Origin of the sequence: Microbacterium sp. AZCO (assembly GCF_039614715.1) — a bacterium.
Taxonomy (GTDB): Bacteria; Actinomycetota; Actinomycetes; order Actinomycetales; family Microbacteriaceae; genus Microbacterium.
Map to the genome: position 1 here is coordinate 2,683,469 of NZ_CP154857.1, position 20,447 is coordinate 2,703,915.

Annotated in this window: 17 protein-coding genes; 6 read left to right on the forward strand and 11 right to left on the reverse strand. The window is 69.9% G+C overall.

Translation table 11 applies throughout. The annotated features are described in order from the left end of the window. Window positions 1–3 precede the first annotated feature (3 nt). The 7 genes from AAIB33_RS12400 to cofD form a co-directional block, all read right to left on the reverse strand. A complete protein-coding gene (locus tag AAIB33_RS12400; protein ID WP_345800264.1) occupies window positions 4–765 on the reverse strand; it encodes an ABC transporter permease subunit in 762 nt (253 codons plus the stop codon). Next, entirely contained in the window at window positions 762–1,598 is an 837-nt protein-coding gene (locus tag AAIB33_RS12405; protein WP_345800265.1) for an ABC transporter ATP-binding protein, read from the reverse strand. Before AAIB33_RS12405 ends, AAIB33_RS12400 begins: the two co-directional genes overlap by 4 nt. Beyond that, on the reverse strand, window positions 1,595–2,425 hold the full coding sequence (locus AAIB33_RS12410; RefSeq protein ID WP_345800266.1) for an ABC transporter permease subunit: 831 nt from the start codon (window positions 2,423–2,425) through the stop codon (window positions 1,595–1,597). The genes AAIB33_RS12405 and AAIB33_RS12410 overlap by 4 nt, the downstream gene beginning before the upstream one ends. Before the next feature lie 35 nt (window positions 2,426–2,460). Then, a complete protein-coding gene (locus AAIB33_RS12415; RefSeq protein WP_345800267.1) occupies window positions 2,461–3,477 on the reverse strand; it encodes a TIGR03842 family LLM class F420-dependent oxidoreductase in 1,017 nt (338 codons plus the stop codon). Window positions 3,478–3,522: 45 nt separating this feature from the next. Further along, window positions 3,523–4,986 carry a dihydropyrimidinase gene (gene hydA, locus AAIB33_RS12420; protein ID WP_345800268.1) on the reverse strand — a complete coding sequence of 488 codons (1,464 nt, stop codon included), beginning with the start codon at window positions 4,984–4,986 and terminating at the stop codon, window positions 3,523–3,525. A gap of 115 nt (window positions 4,987–5,101) precedes the next feature. After that, window positions 5,102–5,950, reverse strand: coding sequence for a nitrilase-related carbon-nitrogen hydrolase (locus AAIB33_RS12425; protein WP_345800269.1), 849 nt, complete (start codon window positions 5,948–5,950; stop codon window positions 5,102–5,104). 200 nt (window positions 5,951–6,150) lie between these two features. Continuing rightward, entirely contained in the window at window positions 6,151–7,191 is a 1,041-nt protein-coding gene (gene cofD, locus AAIB33_RS12430) for a 2-phospho-L-lactate transferase (protein WP_345800270.1), read from the reverse strand. 40 nt (window positions 7,192–7,231) lie between these two features. Here cofD and cofE point away from each other — a divergent pair, with 40 nt between their 5' ends. Together cofE and AAIB33_RS12440 are read left to right on the forward strand one after the other, a co-directional pair. After that, on the forward strand, window positions 7,232–7,996 hold the full coding sequence (cofE, locus tag AAIB33_RS12435) for a coenzyme F420-0:L-glutamate ligase (protein ID WP_345800271.1): 765 nt from the start codon (window positions 7,232–7,234) through the stop codon (window positions 7,994–7,996). Between the two features lie 5 nt (window positions 7,997–8,001). Beyond that, window positions 8,002–8,544 (forward strand): NUDIX hydrolase, encoded by a 543-nt coding sequence (locus AAIB33_RS12440; RefSeq protein ID WP_345800272.1) that lies wholly within the window; start codon window positions 8,002–8,004, stop codon window positions 8,542–8,544. A gap of 54 nt (window positions 8,545–8,598) precedes the next feature. On the opposite strand, the gene AAIB33_RS12445 is transcribed toward AAIB33_RS12440, so the two are convergent. Beyond that, entirely contained in the window at window positions 8,599–9,177 is a 579-nt protein-coding gene (locus AAIB33_RS12445) for a TetR/AcrR family transcriptional regulator (RefSeq protein ID WP_345800273.1), read from the reverse strand. A gap of 110 nt (window positions 9,178–9,287) precedes the next feature. On the opposite strand from AAIB33_RS12445, the gene AAIB33_RS12450 reads away from it, so the two are divergent. The 4 genes from AAIB33_RS12450 to pgi all read left to right on the forward strand — a co-directional run bounded on the left by AAIB33_RS12450 (window position 9,288) and on the right by pgi (window position 13,763). Continuing rightward, window positions 9,288–10,043, forward strand: a complete 756-nt coding sequence (locus AAIB33_RS12450; protein ID WP_345800274.1) for an SDR family NAD(P)-dependent oxidoreductase — start codon at window positions 9,288–9,290, stop codon at window positions 10,041–10,043. A gap of 188 nt (window positions 10,044–10,231) precedes the next feature. Then, window positions 10,232–10,699 (forward strand): DUF6194 family protein, encoded by a 468-nt coding sequence (locus tag AAIB33_RS12455; protein ID WP_345800275.1) that lies wholly within the window; start codon window positions 10,232–10,234, stop codon window positions 10,697–10,699. A 385-nt stretch (window positions 10,700–11,084) separates the two neighbouring features. After that, entirely contained in the window at window positions 11,085–11,975 is an 891-nt protein-coding gene (locus AAIB33_RS12460; RefSeq protein WP_345800276.1) for a phospholipase, read from the forward strand. A gap of 105 nt (window positions 11,976–12,080) precedes the next feature. Then, window positions 12,081–13,763, forward strand: a complete 1,683-nt coding sequence (gene pgi / locus AAIB33_RS12465; RefSeq protein ID WP_345800277.1) for a glucose-6-phosphate isomerase — start codon at window positions 12,081–12,083, stop codon at window positions 13,761–13,763. A 56-nt stretch (window positions 13,764–13,819) separates the two neighbouring features. Here pgi and AAIB33_RS12470 read toward each other — a convergent pair whose 3' ends face one another. The 3 genes from AAIB33_RS12470 to AAIB33_RS12480 all read right to left on the reverse strand — a co-directional run bounded on the left by AAIB33_RS12470 (window position 13,820) and on the right by AAIB33_RS12480 (window position 20,399). Continuing rightward, window positions 13,820–16,102: an immune inhibitor A domain-containing protein gene (locus tag AAIB33_RS12470; protein ID WP_345800278.1), complete on the reverse strand. Its 2,283-nt coding sequence runs from the start codon at window positions 16,100–16,102 to the stop codon at window positions 13,820–13,822. 196 nt (window positions 16,103–16,298) lie between these two features. After that, a complete protein-coding gene (locus AAIB33_RS12475) occupies window positions 16,299–18,404 on the reverse strand; it encodes a glucose PTS transporter subunit IIA (protein ID WP_345800279.1) in 2,106 nt (701 codons plus the stop codon). Between the two features lie 141 nt (window positions 18,405–18,545). After that, window positions 18,546–20,399 (reverse strand): DUF2207 domain-containing protein, encoded by a 1,854-nt coding sequence (locus AAIB33_RS12480; protein ID WP_345800280.1) that lies wholly within the window; start codon window positions 20,397–20,399, stop codon window positions 18,546–18,548. Between the last annotated feature and the right edge of the window lie 48 nt (window positions 20,400–20,447).

Sequence of the window (20,447 nt, forward strand, 5' to 3'; positions counted from 1 at the left end):
AGGTCAATGACGGAAGCGGCTCATGACGACGGCCTCCAGCGCATAGACGGCGCAGTAGAAGAGGAGTCCCGTGAGGATGGCGCCGAGGACGAACGCCCACGCGAGCGCGTAGTTACTCGACGAGACGGCCGACGTGATCGCCTTGCCGAGGCCGCTCACCGGACCGCCGAAGTACTCCGCGACGAGGGCCGAGATGACGGCGAGGGATGACGCGATGCGCAGGCCCGTGAAGAAGAACGGCAGGGCTCCGGGCAGCGTGACATGACGGCTCATCTGCTGGGCGGAGGCGGCGTAGGCGCGCATCAGGTCGCGGTGGATGGGCCTCACCTGCCGCAGTCCGCGAAGCACGTTGAAGTACACCGGGATGAAGACCGCGACCGCTGCCACGATCTGCCGGCCGGTCTCGACGCTCGCCCCGAACATCGCGTAGAAGACGGGGGCGAGCGCGACGATCGGGATGACGGCGAGCGCTGTGATCAGCGGCGCGGTCACCTCGTCCGCCGGGCGCCAGGCGGCCGCCAGCAGGGCCCAGAGCGTGCCGACGACGGTGCCCACGACGAGCCCGACGAGGGCGTTCGCCGCGGTGCCGAGGCTCGCGAGCCAGATGACGTCGAGACGCGACACGAACTGGTCGCCGATCGACAGCGGGCTCGGCACGACGAAGGGCTTGATCTGGAACACGACGACGATGACCTGCCAGAGCGCGAGCGCGGCGAGCCCGAAGACGATCGGGGATGCGACGACGCGCACGCGGTCGGCGTTCATCGCGTCTCCACTCCGCGGGGTCCCGCCTGCGGCGAGCCGTGCAGCGCTTCGCGCACGGCGCTCACCCGTTCGAAGAACGCCGCGTCCTCGCGCAGCTGCTCCGTGCGCTCCTCGCCGCGCAGCCCCATCTCGAGGACGGCGGTGATCCGTCCGGGGCGGGGAGACATGACGACGACCCGGTCGGAGAGGAACACCGCCTCCGGGATGGAGTGGGTCACGAACACGACCGCGGCGCCCGTCTCGGCGCAGATGCGGGCGAGCTCGGTCTGCATCGTCTCGCGCGTCATCTCGTCGAGCGCGCCGAACGGCTCGTCCATGAGCAGCAGCCTGGGCTTCTCCGCGAAGGCGCGGGCGATCGCGACGCGCTGCTGCATGCCGCCCGAGAGCTGATCGGGGAACCGGTCGGCGAAGTCGGCGAGCCCGACGAGGTCGAGCAGCTCCTTCGCGCGCGCCTGCTGCGCGGAGCGGCTCGCGCCGTGGAGCGAGAGGGGAAGCTCGACGTTGCCCCGCACCGTGCGCCACGGCAACAGCCCCGCCTGCTGGAAGGCGATGCCGTAGTCCTGATCCAGACGCGCACGACGCGGCGGCTTGCCGAAGACCGAGATCGCGCCCTCGGAGGGCTCGTCGAGATCGGCGATGAGACGCATCAGCGTGGACTTGCCGCAGCCGCTCGGTCCGATGAGCGAGACGAACTCTCCGTCGGCGACCGTGAGGTCGATGCCCTCCAGCGCCTGCACGGTCGTGCCCTTGCCGGTCGTGAACGCCTTCGAGACGCCCTGCACGTGCACCGCCGCGGTCGCGGCATCCCGATGCGTGTCATCCCGTGTCGTCACTGGGTCACCTCTCCTCTGCGGTAGCGACGAAGGCCCACGCCGAGCATCACGACGAATCCCGCCGCGAGCAGTCCGATGAGGACCGCGCCGAAGATGGGCGACCACTGCTTCGCCGGGTCCGAGCTCCCGCTCGCGGCGTACTCCACGATGGCGCGGCCGATGCCGCCGCGCATGCCGATCGACACCTCCGCGACGACGGCGCCGACGACCGCGCCGGCGGCGCCCAGGCGCAGCGCCGGGATGAGGTAGGGCACGCTGGCGGGCAGCCGGAGGCTCGCGAAGGTGCGCCACCAGCCGACGCCGTACGCGCGCATGAGGTCGAGCTGCGCGCGCTCCGGCGAGGAGAAGCCGCGGAGCGCGCCGACCGAGACGGGGAAGAAGGCGAGGTAGCTGGCGATGACGGCGACCGACATCCAGTTCTCCCAATGGAGAGAGCCGAGCTCGAGCTGCGCGCCCCATCGGCGCACGAGGGGGGCGAGGGCGATGAGCGGCACGGTCTGGCTCAGCACGACCCAGGGCAGGAGCGCCGACTCGGCCGTGCGGAAGCGCTGCATCAGCACGGCGATGCCGAAGCCGACGGCGACCCCGATCGTCCATCCGACGGCGGCGATCCCGAGCGTCACGAGCGCCGCCTGGACCGTCGCGAGCCACAGCGGGGGCGCTCCGGGCGAGCGCGTGACGGGCTCCAGCGAGCGCGCGACCATCTCCCAGACGTGCGGCATCGCGAGCGCGCTCGTGCGCGGAAGGACCGTGAGCCCTCCGATCACGACGCCTTCCGCGGGCGCCACGGCCTTGTACGCCTCCCAGAGCACGGCGAGGAGAACCACCCCGAGGACACCGAGGAGGACCGGTCGCACGCGCCTCACGACTTGGCCGTGACGTGCTCGGATACGGCGGGGATGACGTGCTCCCCGTACACGCGCATCGTCTCCTCCTTGTTGTCGTGCTGCAGATAGCCGGCGAACTGCGTCACGCCGAGCGCGCGGAGCTGCTCGAGCTTGGCGATATGCTCGTCGGCCGTGCCGAGGATGCAGAACCGGTCGACGATCTCGTCCGGCACGAAGTCGACGTGGTCGTTGTCGGCCTTTCCGTGCGTGTTGTAGTCGTAGCCGGTCCGGCCCGCGATGTAGTCCGTGAGGGCGTCCGGCACCGCGCCGTGGTGACCGTACTTCGCGACGATGTCGGCGACGTGGTTGCCGACCATCCCGCCGAACCACCGGCACTGATCGCGCATGTGCGCCCAGTCCGTCCCGATGTACATCGGGGCCGCGACGCAGAAGGCGAGAGAGTCCGGGTCGCGGCCGACGTTGGCGGCGGCATCCCGGACCGTCTTGATCATCCACGCCGCGATGTCGACGTCGGCCAGCTGGAGGATGAAGCCGTCGCCCACCTCGCCGGCGAGCTTGAGCGCGAGCGGCCCGTAGGCGGCGACCCATACGTCGAGGGACGACCCGCGGCTCCACGGGAACTGCAGCGTCGCGCCCTTGTACTCGACGGCCCGCGAGTTGCCGAGCTCGCGGATGACGTGGATCGCCTCGCGCACCTCGCCGAGGGTCGCCGGCTTGCCGTTCGTGACGCGCACGGCGGAGTCGCCGCGCCCGATGCCGCAGATCGTCCGGTTGCCGTACATCTCGTTGAGCGTCGCGAAGACGGAGGCCGTGACCGTCCAGTCCCGCGTCGACGGGTTCGTCACGAACGGGCCGACGGTGATGCGGTTCGTCTGGGCGAGGATCGCCGAGTAGATGACGTACGGCTCTTCCCACAGCAGGTGCGAGTCGAACGTCCACACGTGGGTGAAGCCGTGCGCCTCGGCGAGCTTCGCGAGCTGCACGGTGCGAGACGCGGGCGGGTTGGTCTGCAGGACGACGCCGAAATCCATGATGCTCCTACTCGGTCCGCGAGCTCGTCGAAGGGTCGACGCCGGTCACAGGAGGTACTGCGACAGGCCGCGCTTGAGGTAGCGCCCGTCGCCCTTCGATCCGAGGTACTCGCCGCCGTCGACGATGACATTGCCGCGCGAGAGCACGGTGTCGACGTGGCCGTCGATCTCGAAGCCCTCCCACGCCGAGTGGTCCATGTTCATGTGATGCGTCTTGCCGGTAGGCGAGCCATCCGGCCGCTTGTCGTACCCGATCGACGTGTGCCCGTTCGGGTCGTAGACGACGATGTCGCCGTCCGCACCCGGCTGGATGACGCCCTTGCGGCCGTAGAGCCCGAACATCCGCGCCGGCGTGGTCGAGGTCAGCTCGACCCAGCGCTCGAGCGTGATCCTCCCGGTCACGACGCCCTGGTACATGAGGTCCATCCGGTGCTCGATCGATCCGATGCCGTTCGGGATCTTGCGGAAGTCGCCGAGCCCGAGCTCCTTCTGGTCCTTCATGCAGAAGGGGCAGTGGTCAGTCGAGACCATCTGCAGATCGTTGGTGCGAAGCGCCTGCCACATGTGGTCCTGGTGCCCCTCGGCCCGCGAGCGCAGCGGCGTCGAGCACACCCACTTGGCGCCCTCGAAGTCGCCCCACTCCTCGCTCGACGCACCCAGCTGCTCCTCGAGCGACAGGTAGAGGTACTGCGGACACGTCTCGCCGAAGACGTTCTGCCCCTTGTCGCGCGCCCACGCGAGCTGCTCGACCGCCTGCTTGGCGCTCACGTGCACGACGTAGAGCGGCGCGCCCGTGACGTCGGCGAGCATGATGGCGCGGTGCGTCGCCTCCTCCTCCATCTGCCACGCGCGGGCGATGCCGTGGAAGTACGGCGACGACTTCCCCTGCTCGACGAGCTGCTTCGCGAGCACGTCGATCGCCGGCCCGTTCTCGGCGTGCATCATCGTGAGCAGACCCGTGTCGCGGGAGACCTGCATCGCCTGCAGGATCTGCGCGTCGTCGGAGTAGAAGACGCCGGGGTAGGCCATGAAGAGCTTGAAGCTCGTGATGCCCTCGTCGATGAGGGTGGGCATGAACTTCAGCGATTCGTCGTCGATGCCGCCGATGATCTGGTGGAACCCGTAGTCGATCGCGCAGTTCCCCGCCGCGAGCTCGTGCCACTTGGCCAGTCCGTCGGGCACCTTCGTGCCGTAGGTCTGCACCGCGAAGTCGATGATCGACGTCGTGCCGCCCCACGCCGCCGCGCGTGTGCCCGTCTCGAACGTGTCGCTGGCCGACGTGCCGCCGAACGGCAGCTGCATGTGGGTGTGCGCGTCGATGCCGCCGGGGATGACGTACTTCCCGGTGGCGTCGATGACGGTGTCGACAGATGCCGCGACATCCGTTCCCAGCAGCTGCGAACCGGGCGCGAGCACGGCCGTGATCGTCTCCCCGTCGATGAGGACATCGGCCTCGCTGCGTCCCGTCGCCGAGACGACAGTGCCGCCCTTGATGAGTGTCGTGGTCATCGCTGAATCCCTCTCCCCTTCTCGACCGCTGCTGTTTCCTGCGAGCGCTGCGTCGCGCGATGGCGCGCTCGCAGCAAACTGCCGCGCTCGCGAATCCCTCGGTTCGACATCGCGGTCACGGCCTCGCGATCCTCGTGTACGAGTCGGGCCGGCGGTCGCGGTAGAACTGCCAGTCGTCTCGCATGTCGAGCACCATGCTCAGGTCGAGGTCGCGCACGAGCACCTCCTCGTGCTCGCCCGAGCCCCGCTCGCCGACGAAGTTGCCGCGCGGATCGATCACCTGGCTCGTGCCGTAGAAGTCGACGGCCAGGTCGCCGTACTCGTTGTCCTCGCGCCCGACCCGGTTGGGCTGCAGCACGAAATAGCCGTTCGCGACGGCTGCGGCCGGGCCCTCGACCTCCCACAGCCGGTTCGAGAGGCCGGGCTTGGTCGCGTTGGGGTTGAAGACCATGTGTGCGTCGTTGAGTCCGAGCTCGCGCCATCCCTCGGGGAAGTGCCGGTCGTAGCAGATGTACATGCCGACCCGCCCGACGGCCGTCTCGAAGACGGGGTACCCGAGGTTGCCGGGCCGGAAGTAGAACTTCTCCCAGAACCGGTCGAGGTGCGGCAGATGGTGCTTGCGGTACTTGCCGAGGATCGTGCCGTCCGCGTCGACCAGGACGGCGGTGTTGTAGTACACGCCGGTCTCGGCCTCTTCGTAGATCGGCAGCACCGAGACGATCCCGAGCTCCTTCGCGAGCGCCGCGAAGCGCTGCACGATCGGCCCCTCCGCCGACTCGGCGAAGCGGTAGTACTTCTTGTCCTGCGTGATCCCGAAGTAGGGGCCGTAGAACAGCTCCTGGAAGCACACGACCTGCGCCCCCTGTGCCGCGGCATCCCGTGCGAACTGCTCGTGCTTGTCGAGCATCGACTCCTTGTCGCCCGTCCAGGTGGTCTGGGTGATCGCCGCTCGAACAACAGCCATTGCCGCCTCCATGTCGCCGCCCGTGTCGTCGACGCGGCGTCCCTGTCGCGTCGGGCTCGGGCATTCCGTGCCGGATTCCTGTATTCCAGGGCATGAAGGTTTCGCGCCCGTTTCCGGCTGTGTCCCCATAGTTAAGTCCGGCGGCCCAGACCGCAAGAGGCATTCAGTCCGACGGCGCGCGCGACGCCGTCTCAGCCGCGTCAGCGCGTCGCGAGCGCGGCCGTGAGAGCGTCGGTCGCGAGGGCGCGCGTGAGTGCGACGTCCTTCATCCATAGCGGACGGACGGACGGATGGATGCCGAGCCCCGCGACGCGCGGCGCTTCGGCCTCGTCCTCTTCGGCGACGAGCCACGCGTCGAGCAGCCCGCCGCTGCCGCGGGCGCCGTAGAGCCCCGCGACACCGGTGGCGGAGCACTCCGCGCCGACGACCTGGAGGCACATCTCGGCCATGCCGCGCACCGCGGCTCCCGCGATGATCGGCGACACGCCGACGACGGGCGCCTCCGCCGCACGGATGGCGTCGGAGATACCCGGGATGCCGAGGATCGGCCCGATCGAGACGACGGGGTTCGACGGCGCGAACACGATGACGTCGGCCTCGGCGATCGCCTCGACGACCCCCGGAGCCGGCTGCGCCCGCTCGATGCCGGGGTTGGCGAAGCGGCGGGGTTCGCGCTGCGCCCGGTAGCGGGTCCACCACTCCTGGAAGTGGATGGTCTCGTCGTTGAACTCGACGAGCGTGTCGACCTCGTCCTCGGTCATCGGCAGGAGCGTCGCGCCGAGCTCCCACCGGCGTCCGAGCCGGGCCACGACCTCGCCGACGCCGGCGCCGTCGCGCAGCCACGACGTGCGTGCGATGTGCGTGCCGAGGTCGAGGTCGCCGAGGGTGAACCAGTCCCAGCCGAGGCCCCACGCGTGCAGCTCGTCGGAGACGCGGTCGGAGTCGCCCGCCCGGCCCCAGCCGCGAACGGGGTCTTTCACGCCGGCGAGCCCGTAGAGCATCGAGTCGACGTCGGGCTGGATGCGCAGACCGTGCACCCACAGGTCGTCGGCCGTGTTGCAGATGACCGTGAGGCGCCCGCCCGCCGCGGCGACGACGTCGCGCAGGCCGACGGCGAAGGTGGACCCGCCGGCGCCGCCGGCGAGGAGGACGACGCGCACGCCGTCGAGACCCGAGCCCGGACCGCCCTCGGTCCCCGAGCCTGTCGAGGGGTCGGACGTCTCGCCGGGAAGGTCGCGCATGGCCGACGAGCCTACCGAAGCCGTTGATAGCGTGGGCCGCATGCCCGATGCCCCCGAGCTCACGATCGTGCCCGTGCGCGGCATCCCCGAGATCCGGGCCGGCGACGACCTCGTCGCCCTCATCGCCTCCGCGACCGACCTGCGCGACGGCGACATCCTCGTCGTGACCTCGAAGATCGTGTCGAAGGCCGAGGGCCGCACGATCGCGGCGGACGACCGCACGGCGGCGATCGAGTCGGAGAGCGTACGCATCGTCGCCTCGTCGGACGACGGTCGTGTGCGCATCGTGGAGAGCCGGCTCGGCATCATCGCGGCGGCGGCGGGGGTCGACGCGAGCAACACTCCCAAGGGCACCGTGCTGCTGCTCCCCGTGGATCCGGATGCCTCGGCGCGCGCCCTCGCGCAGGGGCTCCGCTCCGCGACGGGCGCACGCGTCGGCGTCATCGTGTCCGACACCCTCGGGCGGGCGTGGCGCGACGGGCAGACGGACAGCGCGATCGGGGCCGCCGGCGTGCAGGTCTTCGAGGACTACCGCGGCGGCGTCGACTCCGCGGGACGCCCTCTCGTCGTGACACTCCCGTGCGTCGCCGACGAGCTCGCGGCCGCCGCCGACCTCGTCAAGCGCAAGACCACGGGCGTGCCGGTCGCCGTCGTGCGCGGGCGCGCCGACCTCGTCGGCGACCTCCACCTGCCCGGCGCGCGGAGCATCGTGCGCGAGCACGACCGCGACCTCTTCCACACGGGCGCACGGGAGTCGTGGGATGCCGGCTACGCGGCCGGCCTCGCCGCGACGCGGGAGGGGTGATCGGCATGGCGTGGAAGACGCTCGCGTCCCGCACCGTCTACGAGAACCGGTGGATCCGCGTCCGTGAGGACGACGTCGAGGGCCCCCACGGCGCGGGGATCTACGGAGTCGTCGAGATGCGGCATCCCGCCGTCTTCATCGTCGCGATGGATGCGGACGACCGCGTCTGCCTCGTCTCGCTCGACCGCTATGCCACCGGCGGCTCCTCGATCGAGGTGCCGGCGGGCGGCTCCGACGGCGACGACCCGCTCGTGGCGGCGAAGAGAGAGCTGCTCGAGGAGACGGGATTCGCCGCGTCCGAGTGGACCCACCTGGGCGGCATGAACGCGCTCAACGGAATCGCGGATGCCCCCGAGCACGTCTTCCTCGCGCGGGATCTGCACCGCGAGGCCGATGCGGCGCACTCCCAGGCGGAGGAGGGCATCGACGCGGTCCGGTGGATGCCGTTCGCCGAGGTGCTGTCGCTCATCGCGTCCGGCGGGATCAGCGACGGCGAGACGATCGCGGCGCTCGCGCTCGCCGGCATCCGGCTCGGCCGCTTCCGCTGAGCCGGATCCGCTTCCGCTGAGCCGGTCCCCGAGGCTGCGTCGATCGGACGCTTCTCAGCCCTCGGCCCGGGGCCACCATGACGGCAGGATCGCGAGGTACACGCGCAGGAAGTCCTTCACACGCGGTTCGGGATGCTGCAGCCATCCCTCGATGACCCCGACCGTCCCGTCCGCGAGGAACCGGCTGGCCGCCTCGTCGACCTCGCGGTGCGGGACGCCGGCGACCTCCACGTCGATGGACACGCGGGAGCGGGCGAGGAGGACCCGCGTGGTCTCGCGGAAATGCCGGCTGAGCATCGAGTGCAGGCTCCCGCCGCCGTCGGCCAGCTCGCGCCGGTAGATGGGGGCGTGTCGTGCGATGTGGGCGAGCACCTCCTCGGTGACGGTCGTGACGGCGGTCGCGGCATCCCCTCTGTCCTCGAGGAGGGCGGCGCGCAGATCGTCGAGCTCACCGGTGAGCGCCTGCTCGACGAGGTCGGCGGGCGAGGACGCGTGCTCGTAGAAGGTCGAGCGGTGGACGCCGGCGGCGTCGGCGAGCTGCGTCACGGTGAGCGTCGAGATCGGGTGCGACTCGGCGAGCTCGAGGGCGGCCGTGAAGAGCCGATCGCGGCTGCGGCGGCTGCGGGGGTCCATGGCGCCTCCGGGAATGTAATCCGACAGGTGTAGGTTAACTCACGCAAGACCGACAGTTGTCGGAGAAACACCACGGCGCCACGCGATGACGCCACCAATGGAGGTAAATCATGGCTACGTACGATGTCGCCGACCGGTCGGCCGTCGTCACGGGAGCAGGCTCCGGCATCGGCCGGGCCGTCGCCCTCACCCTCGCAGCGAACGGCGCCGCCGTCGTCGTCGCCGACGTGCGACAGGAGGCCGCCGACGCGGTCGTCGCCGAGATCACCGCGGCGGGCGGCACCGCCGTCGCGTTCGTGGGCGACGTGTCGGACCCCGCCGCCAGCACGGCCGCGGTCGAGGCTGCGGAGGCGCTCGCTCCGCTGCGCATCGCGGTCAACAACGCCGGCATCGGCGGCGCCGCCGCCCCCGTCGGCGAGTACCCGATCGACTCGTGGCAGAAGGTCATCGAGATCAACCTCAACGCGGTCTTCTACGGCACCCGCGCACAGGCGCCCGTCATGGCGCGCAACGGCGGCGGCTCGATCGTCAACATGGCCTCGGTGCTCGGCTCCATCGGCATCCCGATGTCGTCCGCCTACGTCGCGGCGAAGCACGCCGTTGTCGGCCTCACGAAGAACACCGCCCTCGAGTACGGCGCGCAGGGCGTGCGCGCGAACGCCGTCGGCCCCGGCTTCATCCACACGCCGCTCGTCGACGCGAACCTCGATGACGACGCGCAGGCGGCCCTCGCCGCACAGCACGCGCTCGGCCGCCTGGGCACCCCGCAGGAGGTCGCCGACCTCGTCGCCTTCCTCGCCTCGGACGCCGCGTCGTTCGTGTCGGGCAGCTACCACCTCGTCGACGGCGGATACGCCGCCCACTGACCCGCCGCACCGCCGGAGATCACCGCACCGTCGGACGCCGCCGCGCCGCCGGAATCGCCGCACCGCCGGAGATCACCGCTCCGTCGGACGCCGTGCCCGACATCCGTCCGACGGGGCGGCGATCTCCGACGAAGCGCGTCACCCGCGCCCCGGTGGTGCAGGCGCGAGCGCGTCAGCAGACTGGGCCCATGGAGATCCATGAGCTCGTCGACACCATCGGAGCCTTCGAGGGGATCCTCGTGCTCGCGCCCGCGCCGGGCAGCGAATACCCCGAGGTCGCGTGGGGCGACTTCTTCTTCTACTACGCGCCCGACGGCGAGGTGCCGCAGAACACCCAGCCCTTCACGACGATCGTCACGAAGGACTACCCCGACGACACGGCCTCGCGGCTCGGAGACGGGCGGTGGCGGGTGAACATCCACGTGGGGAGCGACCTGTTCGCCGAGCTCACGGGATCCACGCCGAGGGATGCTGCACCCGCCGACCACGCGCAGACCGACGCGATCCTCCCCCACCCCGAGTATGCCGCGCTCGGCTGGATCGCTGTCGTGAACCCCGGCGCGCGCACGTCGGCGCGGGTACGGGAGCTCGTGCGCGGGGCGTACGACGACGCCGTTCGGCGGGCACGACGGCGGTCGCAGCATCCCTCAACCTGAGTGATCGCTATGCGTCGGCAAATAATCACGAAAACATAACGCGGAGGTCTTCCCTTCCGTTATCTCCCCGTTATAGAGTGCATGCACGGTAGTTGTTTTGCTGTGGCAGCTACCGGCATGTGATTGCAGGACACTCTTGGTGCAAGGGACAAGGGCCGGTCGGGAGCCTCTCCGACCGGCCCTTACTCTTGCCGCCTGAACGGGCGAGCCGCCGGAAATTCAGCCCTGGATCGGCCGTTTTCCTCGCATCCGTTCACACGTCCTGTCCAGGGAAGCCTTGGGTTCCGTCCAGAAACGCCTTGCAGACTCGACGCTCGTGCCCAACCCGAGGGCCACGCCGGTGCGTCCTGCTCCGGTGCAGTAGAGCCCGAAGGATTTTCTGCGCATGCGCTCCACGCGCCTCTTCACGCCTGCCCGCCCGACCCGTCGCACCCTCGCCACCACCCTCGTCATCACCGGCGTGCTCGGCGCCGCCGCCCTGAGCGGCGCCACGTCGGCCTCGGCCGCGGTCCGCACCGCCACCACGGCCTACCCCGCGTCGTTCGCGTACTCGGCCACCCCGGCCCTCGTCACGGCCGGCCCCAGCCAGACGATGGTCAAGATCACCGCCGACGCTCAGGCCACTCTCGACAGCGCGCACGTCGCGCTCGACGAGGCCTCGAAGGCGGTCTCCGATGTCGCGACCTCCGGCCTCGCGGTCGAGGGGACGACCACGATCGACACGACCGAGCTGCGCCGCGAGATCGACCGCATCTCGAACTTCGACGTGCTCCCGACCTTCCTGCTGCCGGGCGTGACCGACGCGGCCGCCGATGCGACGCAGAAGGTCACGGCGCGGACCACCGATCTGCGGACGCGTCTCGAGACCGCCCGCGCGCAGAAGGCGGCCGAGGAGGCCGCCGCAGCCGCCGCAGCCGAGGCGCAGCGCCAGGCCGAGGCTGCCGCAGCCGCCCTCGCCGCCGCGAACACCCCCGAGGGCGCCAAGGCCACGGCCCGGCAGATCGCCGCGAGCGAGTACGGGTGGGGCGCCGACCAGTTCTCGTGCCTCGAGAAGCTGTGGACGCGCGAGTCGAGCTGGAACTACCAGTCGTACAACTCGGGCAGCGGCGCCACCGGCATCCCGCAGGCCCTTCCCGGCAGCAAGATGGCCAGCGCGGGCTCCGACTGGCAGACCAACGCCACGACGCAGATCCGCTGGGGCCTCGGCTACATCCGCGGCTCGTACGGCACGCCGTGCGCCGCGTGGGGCCACTCGAACGCGACCAACTGGTACTGATTCACGAGGGATGCCTCGGCCGGCGCGCCGCGTCGGGCCGAGGCATCCCGCCCTCGAGCGAAACAGGCGGGTCCCCCCGGTCCGCACCGCGCTAGCGTGGGACGCGTGAGTGCCCCCATCGATGCCACCGCCACTTCCGCCTGGGCCGAGCTCGACGCCCACCGCTCCGCCTTCGACCCAGACCTCCGGGGCTGGTTCGCGAGCGACCCGGACCGCGTCGGGAAGCTGAGCTTGCCGCTCGCCGACCTGCACGTCGACCTGTCGAAGAACCTCGTCACCGACGACGTGCTCGCGAGCCTCGTGAAGCTCGCGGAGGAGACCGGCGTCGCCGAGCACTTCCAGGCGATGCTGCGGGGCGACCACATCAACACGACCGAGAACCGCGCCGTGCTGCACACGGCGCTTCGCCGTCCGCCGGGCGCATCGCCCGAGCTCGTCGTCGACGGACAGGACGTCGATCACGACGTCCAGGCGGTGCTCGACGCGATGGACGCCTTCGCGGAGAAGGTCCGCTCCGGCGAATGGCGCGGCGTAACCGGCAAGAAGGTCGAGACGGTCGTCAACATCGGCATCGGCGGCTCCGACCTCGGCCCGTACATGATCTTCGAGGCGCTCAAGCCGTACGCCGACGCCGGCATCACGGCGCGCTTCGTCTCGAACATCGACCCGGCCGACATCGCGCTGAAGACGGCCGACCTCGATCCCGAGACGACGCTCTTCATCGTCGCGTCGAAGACCTTCACGACGCTCGAGACACTGACCAATGCGCGGCTCGCCCGCGACTGGCTGTGGTCGGGGCTGTCGACGGCCGGCGCCCTCGACGGCACGGAAGAGGCCAAGACGAACGCCGTCGCCCACCACTTCGTCGCGGTCTCGACCGCTCTCGACAAGGTGGAGGCGTTCGGCATCGACCCCCAGAACGCGTTCGGCTTCTGGGACTGGGTCGGCGGCCGCTACTCCGTCGACTCGGCGATCGGCCTCTCGCTCGTCATCGCGCTCGGTCCCGACGCGTTCCGCGAGCTGCTGGCGGGCTTCCACGCCGTCGACGAGCACGTCGCGTCGACGCCGCTCGCGCAGAACGTCCCGGTCCTCATGGGCCTCCTCAACGTCTGGTACTCGAACTTCCTCGGCGCCCAGACGCACGCCGTGCTCCCCTACGCGCAGCAGCTGCACCGCTTCGCCGCGTACCTGCAGCAGCTCACGATGGAGTCGAACGGCAAGTCGGTGCGCTGGGACGGCTCCCCCGTCACGACCGGCACGGGCGAGGTCTTCTGGGGCGAGCCCGGCACGAACGGCCAGCACGCGTTCTACCAGCTCATCCACCAGGGGACGCGGCTCATCCCCGCCGACTTCATCGCCTTCGTCAACCCGGCTTTCCCGCTCGAGTCCGACGGACGCGACGTGCACGGCCTGTTCCTCGCGAACTTCCTCGCCCAGACGAAGGCTCTCGCGTTCGGCAAGACCGCCGAGGAGGTCGAGGCTGAGGGGACGACGGGCGCGCTGGTCGCGGCGCGCACGTTCCCGGGCAACCGCCCGACCACGTCGATTTTCGCGTCGGCGCTCACGCCGCGCGTCCTCGGCGAGCTCATCGCGCTCTACGAGCACATCACGTTCACGCAGGGCGTGATCTGGGGCATCAACTCGTTCGACCAGTGGGGCGTCGAGCTCGGCAAGCAGCTCGCGCTGCAGATCGCTCCCGCCCTCGAGGGCGACGCCGAGGCGGCAGCGGCTCAGGATGCCTCGACCCGCGCGCTCCTGGAGTACTACCAGGCCCACCGCACCGTCTGACCGCACACGAAGAACGGGCCCGCCTCGGGGAGGCGGGCCCGTTCCGTGTCAGCGGATCAGTGGCTGCCGTTCGTCACGGAGACCGTGAGCGTGCCGCCCGTGTTCTGCTCCGTCACCGTGGCCTTGACCCCGGCGCCGGCGACGTAGACGCCGCCGAGCGGGTTCGTCGAGCTGAAGTACGCGTCGATCTTCGTGTCGTCGAATGTGGCGATCTGCAGGCCCGTCGGGGCTGCCGCCTCGAGGGTCTGCACCGTCTGGTTCTTGCCCTTGCCGGTCAGGACCTCCTTGTGGAGGGCGACCGGGTCGGTCAGCTGCAGGCCGAAGGTCGCGTCGAACGGCTGACGCCGGTTGCTCGGCCCCGTGCCGTCGGAGTACGTGAACTTCGCCGGGTGCGAGTCGACCGGGAGGGTCAGGCCGTGGCCCGGGTGGTCGATCGTGTTGTTGTCGGAGTAGGTCTCGTCGACCGCCCACACGAGCAGACCGTCCTGGAACGGGAAGTGCTCGACGTGGTCGGGCGCCGTGTAGGCCTTGTCGAACTGGTACGGGCCCGTCCGCAGCGTGTCGTCGTAGCCGACGTACGTGCGGTTCTCGAGCAGGTAGTACCGGTCACCGACCGACTGCTCCGTGCCGGTGCTCTTCTTGAAGCCGCCCGCAGCCGTCCAGCCGTTGGCGTCGGGGCCGTCGACGTTGTCGGTGAAGATCGTCTTCCCGTTCGCCTTCATCGCGATGTCGTCGATGAACGCGCCGGCGAGGTGCACACCGCCGTCGGACTGGTACCGGAAGCGGAAGTCGACCGGGCCGCCGCCGGGCACGGTGACGCTGAGGTTGGTCCACTTGCCCTTCGTCGATCCGCTGATCGTCGTGAGCGGCGTCCAGTCCGCGGAACCGGCCGGCCTGTACTCGACGTGCAGGTAGTCGAATCCGTCCTCGATCTCGTACCAGGCCTTCGCCGTGAGCGATGCCTTCGAGATGCCCGTCAGGTCGATCGTGCGCGTGAGCGTCGTGTTGAGGTCGTCGGCGCTCGACGTCCACCACGCGTTCGGCGCCGACGGCGGCGTCGTGTACGTCGTCGAGACGGCCTCGTCGGCCACGTCGACGACGAGACCCTGCGACTGGCCGGCGGTCTGGATCGCGGCGGGGCTCAGCGTGAACGCGCCGGACTGCCCGGGCTGCACGACGTGGTAGCTGAGCCACCCGAGCTGGAGCTTCTCCCACGGGCCCATGTAGCCGGGCGTCGTGCCGATGTCGTCGGTGCCGTGGCCCAGCCACGAGCCGCTCGACATGAGCGTCCAGAACGCCGTCGAGTTCTCGCCGCCGTTCGTGTCGTAGAGGTCGGGGAGGCCCAGGTCGTGACCGAACTCGTGCGAGAACACGCCCAGGCCGCCGTTCTCGGCCTCGACGGTGTAGTCGCCGATCCAGATGCCGGTGTTGCCGATCTGCGTGCCGCCGAACTTGGCGTTGGCAGGCCCGGTCTTTCCGAAGTCCGTCTGGTTGACGTACCAGCGATGCGACCAGATGGCGTCCTCGCCCTGCGCGCCGCCGCCGGCGTCTTCACCCTCGCCCGCGTGCACGGCCTGGAAGTGGTCGATGTACCCGTCGGGCTCGTTGAAGTTCCCGTCGTTGTCGTAGTCGTACCGGTCCCACACGTCGTACTGCGCGAGCGCCGCCTTGATCTGGTCGTCCGACAGGCCCGCGGCCTTCTGCGCGTTGTACCAGGCGTTGCCCGTATCGGCGATGAACCTCCAGGAGCCGCCGAAGTCCTCGACGGCGTTGTCGCCGTACACCGAGGCGTTGCCGGGCACGGTGACCCAGTCGCTGACCCCGCCGGCCGCGCTGAAGGCGCCCGAGGACTGCTTCTCGTAGAAGTCCTTGAACGACTCGCCCTCACCGAAGAAGAGGTCGGTGTAGTAGGGCTGGTTGAAGTCCGAGACCCAGTGGGTGCTGTTGTTCACGGTGCGATCCGGCTCGGGGATCTGGTTGTGCAGCGGCCCCGGGACGGTGCCGAGCTTCTTGTCCCCCTGATCGCCGAACTGCGACAGGATCGTGAAGACCTGCGCCGTGCCGGTCAGAGCGGCCTGGTAGTACTTGTCGCCGACCTGCACGGAGCCGTCGACCGGGTCGACCGACGCCTTCCCCGACAGGATCAGCTTCTGGGCTGCCTTGCGCCTGTCGTTCTGCCGGGCCGTGAGGGGCCCTGGTCGGTTGTCGAGCCGCTGCGCTGCGGCCGGCTGTGAATCATCGGCGGGTGCGGCGACAGCCGACGGCACGAATGCCATGCCGGCCACCACTGTCGCGCCCGCCGCAATGACGGCCCCAAGGCCGAGATTGCGTCGTGTCACGCGTTACTCCTTCTGCATCTGCACTCGGGATCGCCGAGCGCCCCGGGGAAATGTAACAGCCGGGTTTTCCCTGACAAAGCACTATGAATTCGATCTCATACTTCTGACACGAGAACGTTACGTGGCTGCGCAGAATGCGAAGAAAAAGGAACGGGATGCCGCTCTTCGCGGCACCCCGTTCCAGTTCGCGTGTACGCTACGCCTCCTTCGGATCCACCGAGATCAGTGGGTCGCCGGGGATGACCGTGCCGCCGGGGACCGGCGTCACTCCGCCGAAATCGTCGGCGTTCAGGACGATGACGGGCGTGATGAGCGGATAGCCCGCGTCGGCGATGATCTTCCTGTCGAACGTCACGAGCGGCGTGCCGAGCTCGACCCGGTCGCCGTTCGCCACCTTGACGTCGAAGCCCTCGCCCTTCAGGTTGACCGTGTCGATGCCGACGTGGATGAGCACCTCGAGCCCGCCGTCGAGGACGAGACCGAACGCGTGACCCGTCGGCTGTGCGGCGGCGACGGTGCCCGGCCCGGGCGCGTACACGGTGTCCCCGGTCGGCTCGATCGCGACGCCCGGTCCCATCACTCCCCCGCCGAAGACGGGGTCGGGCACCTCGGACAGCGCCAGCACGGTGCCGGCGAGCGGAGCCGCGATCTCGATCGCGGCACGCTCCAGCACCGCCGTCGCGACGGGCACCGCCGCCATGGCGGGCGCTGCCTCCGAAGCGTCGATGGCGCGCGGCTCAGCGGCCTCGACCGCGGCGGGCGCCAGATGCTCGGCCGCCGCGGCGGCTTCGGCAGCATCCCGCACCGCTTCGAACTCGGCCTGCTGCTCGGGAGTGCGGAAGTTCGAGAGCATGACGAGGATCATCGACGTGAAGAACGCCAAGGCGATCGCGATCGCGTAGAGGCCGATCGGATCGAACGCCGGGATCGTCAGCAGCGACGTGAACACGAACGCCTGCGTCGTGACGCCGTTGGGAAGGCCGAGGATGAGGCTGCCCACGCCGATCGTCAGGCCGCCCACGAAGCATCCGACGAGCATGCGTGGATAGATCCGCTTGAAGCGCAGATGGATGCCGTACAGCGACGGCTCGGAGATGCCGCCGAGGAGTCCCGCGGCGAGCGCCCCCGTCGCCGTCTGCTTCATCTGCGTGTCGCGGTGCCGGTACGCGAGGATCAGCACGCCCGCCGTCGCGCCGAAGCACGCGAAGTTCCACGCGCCCATGGGGCCCTGGATGAAGTCGTAGCCGAGGGTCTGGATGTTGAGGAGCATGATCGCGTTGATCGGCCAGTGCAGGCCCAGCGGCACCATGAAAGGGTACGCGAGCGGGATGACGATCGCGAAGATGAACGGCGAGAAGGAGTTGATCGCCGCGAGGACGCTCGCCAGCACCGCACCGACGTAGACGCCGATCGGTCCGATGATGAACGCGGTGAGCGGCATCATGATGAGCATCGCGAAGAACGGCACGAAGATGAGTTGCAGGTTCGGGGTGATGATCCGGCGCAGGAGCTTGTAGAGCGGACCGAGGGCGGCCGCCATGAGCAGCGGCGGGAACACCTGCGAGCTGTAGTTCGCGATGGGCAAAGGGATGCCGAACACCGGGACGATCGCGACCTGCGCGGCCGGGTTGCCGAACAGGGCGGTCGGCTCGACGCCCTGCGCGAGCGCCGTGAAGCCCGGCAGCATCAGCACCGCCATGATGGCGAAGCCGACCCAGGGGTCGGCGCCGACCTTCTTCGTCGCGTTGTAGGCGACCATGAGCGGCAGGAAGACGAAGACGCTCTGCCACATGAGGTTGATGAACGCCCACGACGGCTCGAGGGTGACACCCGGCGCGTTCCAGTCCGGGATCACGTTGAGGGTCGCCATGAGCGCCATGAACGTGATGAAGAAGGAGGCTCCGAGCAGCGCGCCGAGGATCGGCCGGAACGAGTCCGACAGGAACTCGAACAGCGAGTCGATCCACGCGACCTTGCCGCGCACGCCCTTGTTGCGCTCGCGCGCCTTGATCGCGTCGATGTCGTCGTCCGCGGGCGCCGCTGTCGCGCCGCCCTTCATGTCGGGCAGCGCCATGATGTCGTTGTAGACGTTCTGCACGCCTCCGCCGATGACGACCTGGAAGCGATCGCCCGCCTGCGGGACGGCGCCCATGACGCCGGGGATCGACTCGACCGTCTTCTGGTCGACGCCGCCCGCGTCTCTGAGCTGGAACCTCAGCCTCGTCGCGCAGTGCGTGAGGCTCTCGATGTTGCCAGGCCCTCCCACGGCCTTGACGATGTCGGATGCGGGCGAGGCGGCCATGGGGGTTCTCCTTTGACGATCCGTGCGAGTGAGCCCGTCGACGGGCCGTCCCCCCGGACTCCCCTGTCCCGTCATCCGGATCGTATCGCCCTGGGCCGCGAGGCAACAGGCGTCTCTCCTGTGACAGGACGGCGCGGGCGATCAGACCCCGCCGCCGCCTCCGCCGCCGCCTCCGCCGCCGGCCGATCCGCCGCCCCCGGACCCGCCGGACGACGACGCCGACGACGCGCTCGCCGACAGCGTGCCGATGCCGGCCGAGAACGCGGCGGCGTTGAAGCCTCCGCTCGAGCCGGAGTACCAGACCGGAGTCCCCTGGTCGCCGTAGAGCACCGCGAGCTCCTGCGCCCAGCGCTTCTCCTGCCCGAACACGACCGCGTACGGGAGGAGCGCCTCGTAGAGCTTGAGCATCACGCGGCGGTCGGCCGTGTCGACCTGCACGCGCTCGGCGCCCTGCGGCGACTGCAGCATCCTGATCCGGTCTGCTTCGGCCCACTCGATGAACACCCGCAGCCCGGCGAGGTGGTCGCGCACCTCGGCGCCGAGGGCCGTGAGCGGCTTGCGCGACACGAGCGAGATGACAAAGACCTCGGCCAGGATCGCCAGCACGATGAGGACGATCGGCACCCACTCCACGACGGCGGCGTCGATCGCGGCCATGCCGCAGAGGAAGACGAGGGTCGCCGCGGCGCCCGTCGCCAGGACGGGCAGGGCACGGGTCCAGGCCGACACCTTGCGGCGGAGCCCCCGCCGCTCCAGCTCGGAGTTGGCCGCCTTCACGATGGCCTGCGCCGCCGACGAGAACCGCCGGTCGGTCTGGCCGAACTCGTACGCGTCGCCGATCACCATTCCGGGGAACAGGCCGTCCAGCAGCATGCGGCCGTCTCCGTCGGCCCGCGTCGGGTCGACGAGCTGAGCCTTGAGCCGCGCACCGCCGAACCAGCGGCGCTTGCCCTCCAGGATCCGGATGCTGCCCACCACCGCCTGCTCGAGCACCTCGGCCGGGATCGCCTTCGACGTGCGACCCAGCAGCACGGCGCTCTCGAGCGCGTCGATGTGCGCGGGCGGCGTGTACTCCGCGATGATCGTCGGCCGGCCGGGCGCGTCACGGAGCCGCCGCGCCCGCGTCACGATCGCCCAGACGAGACCGGCGATGACGCCCAGCGCGGCCAGCGACTGCAGCCATCCCCAGACGGAGGCGAAGAACGACGGGTCGAAGGGGGTGAAGGTGCCGCCCTGGAAGCCCACGGCCATCGTCATGGTCTGGTACGGCTGGAGGTCGCCCGTGGCCGCCGTGACCTGCGCTCCGGCATCCTCCCGCTGGATCGCGATCGTGCAGGGATCGGTCGCCCCCTGGTAGCCGTGGTAGCACGAGACATCCCCCGTGAGCGCCGCGGCGAGATCGGGATCGACGTGCAGCGTCGCCGTCACGCGACCGAACGGCTGGGCCCACTCGGTGCCGTTGACGTCCCAGTAGAACTCGTCGTCGCCCGTGTCACGGAAGTACCGGGTGACGTTCTCCAGCGTGTACGTGAAGACGTAGGTCTGCTCGCCGTGCACGAAATCGTCGGCGCGCGACGTCATCGAGAAGACGCCGTCCTCGTTCGCCACCTCGGCAGGGCGCGGATTGCCGTCGCCGTCGGTGATCGAGACGAAGTGCGGGTTGAGCGGGGCGCCGAGGTACCTGTCGGGCACGAGTCGCCGCATCCCGTGGTTCTGGTCGTACTCGGGGAACTCTGCGACGAACCGCTCGCTCACCCGCAGACGGCTCGTGCCGTCGTCGGCGCGCGTCAGCGTGTAGTCGACGTCGAGGCTCGTGAAGCGGAAATCGTCGACGCTCCCCGACTCCGCGGCGAGCACGGGATCGTTGGCGGACGCCACGCCCGCAGAGCGCGCGACGTCGTCCGCGAAGGCGACGCCGGCGCCCCACATTGCGATCAGAAGCAGAATGGATGCCGCGACTGCGAGCGCGACGGCGCGCCGGACCACCCACCCCATGCGCACAGCCTACGACCAGGCCCCGACGACGGAGGTTCGCCGTAGTCT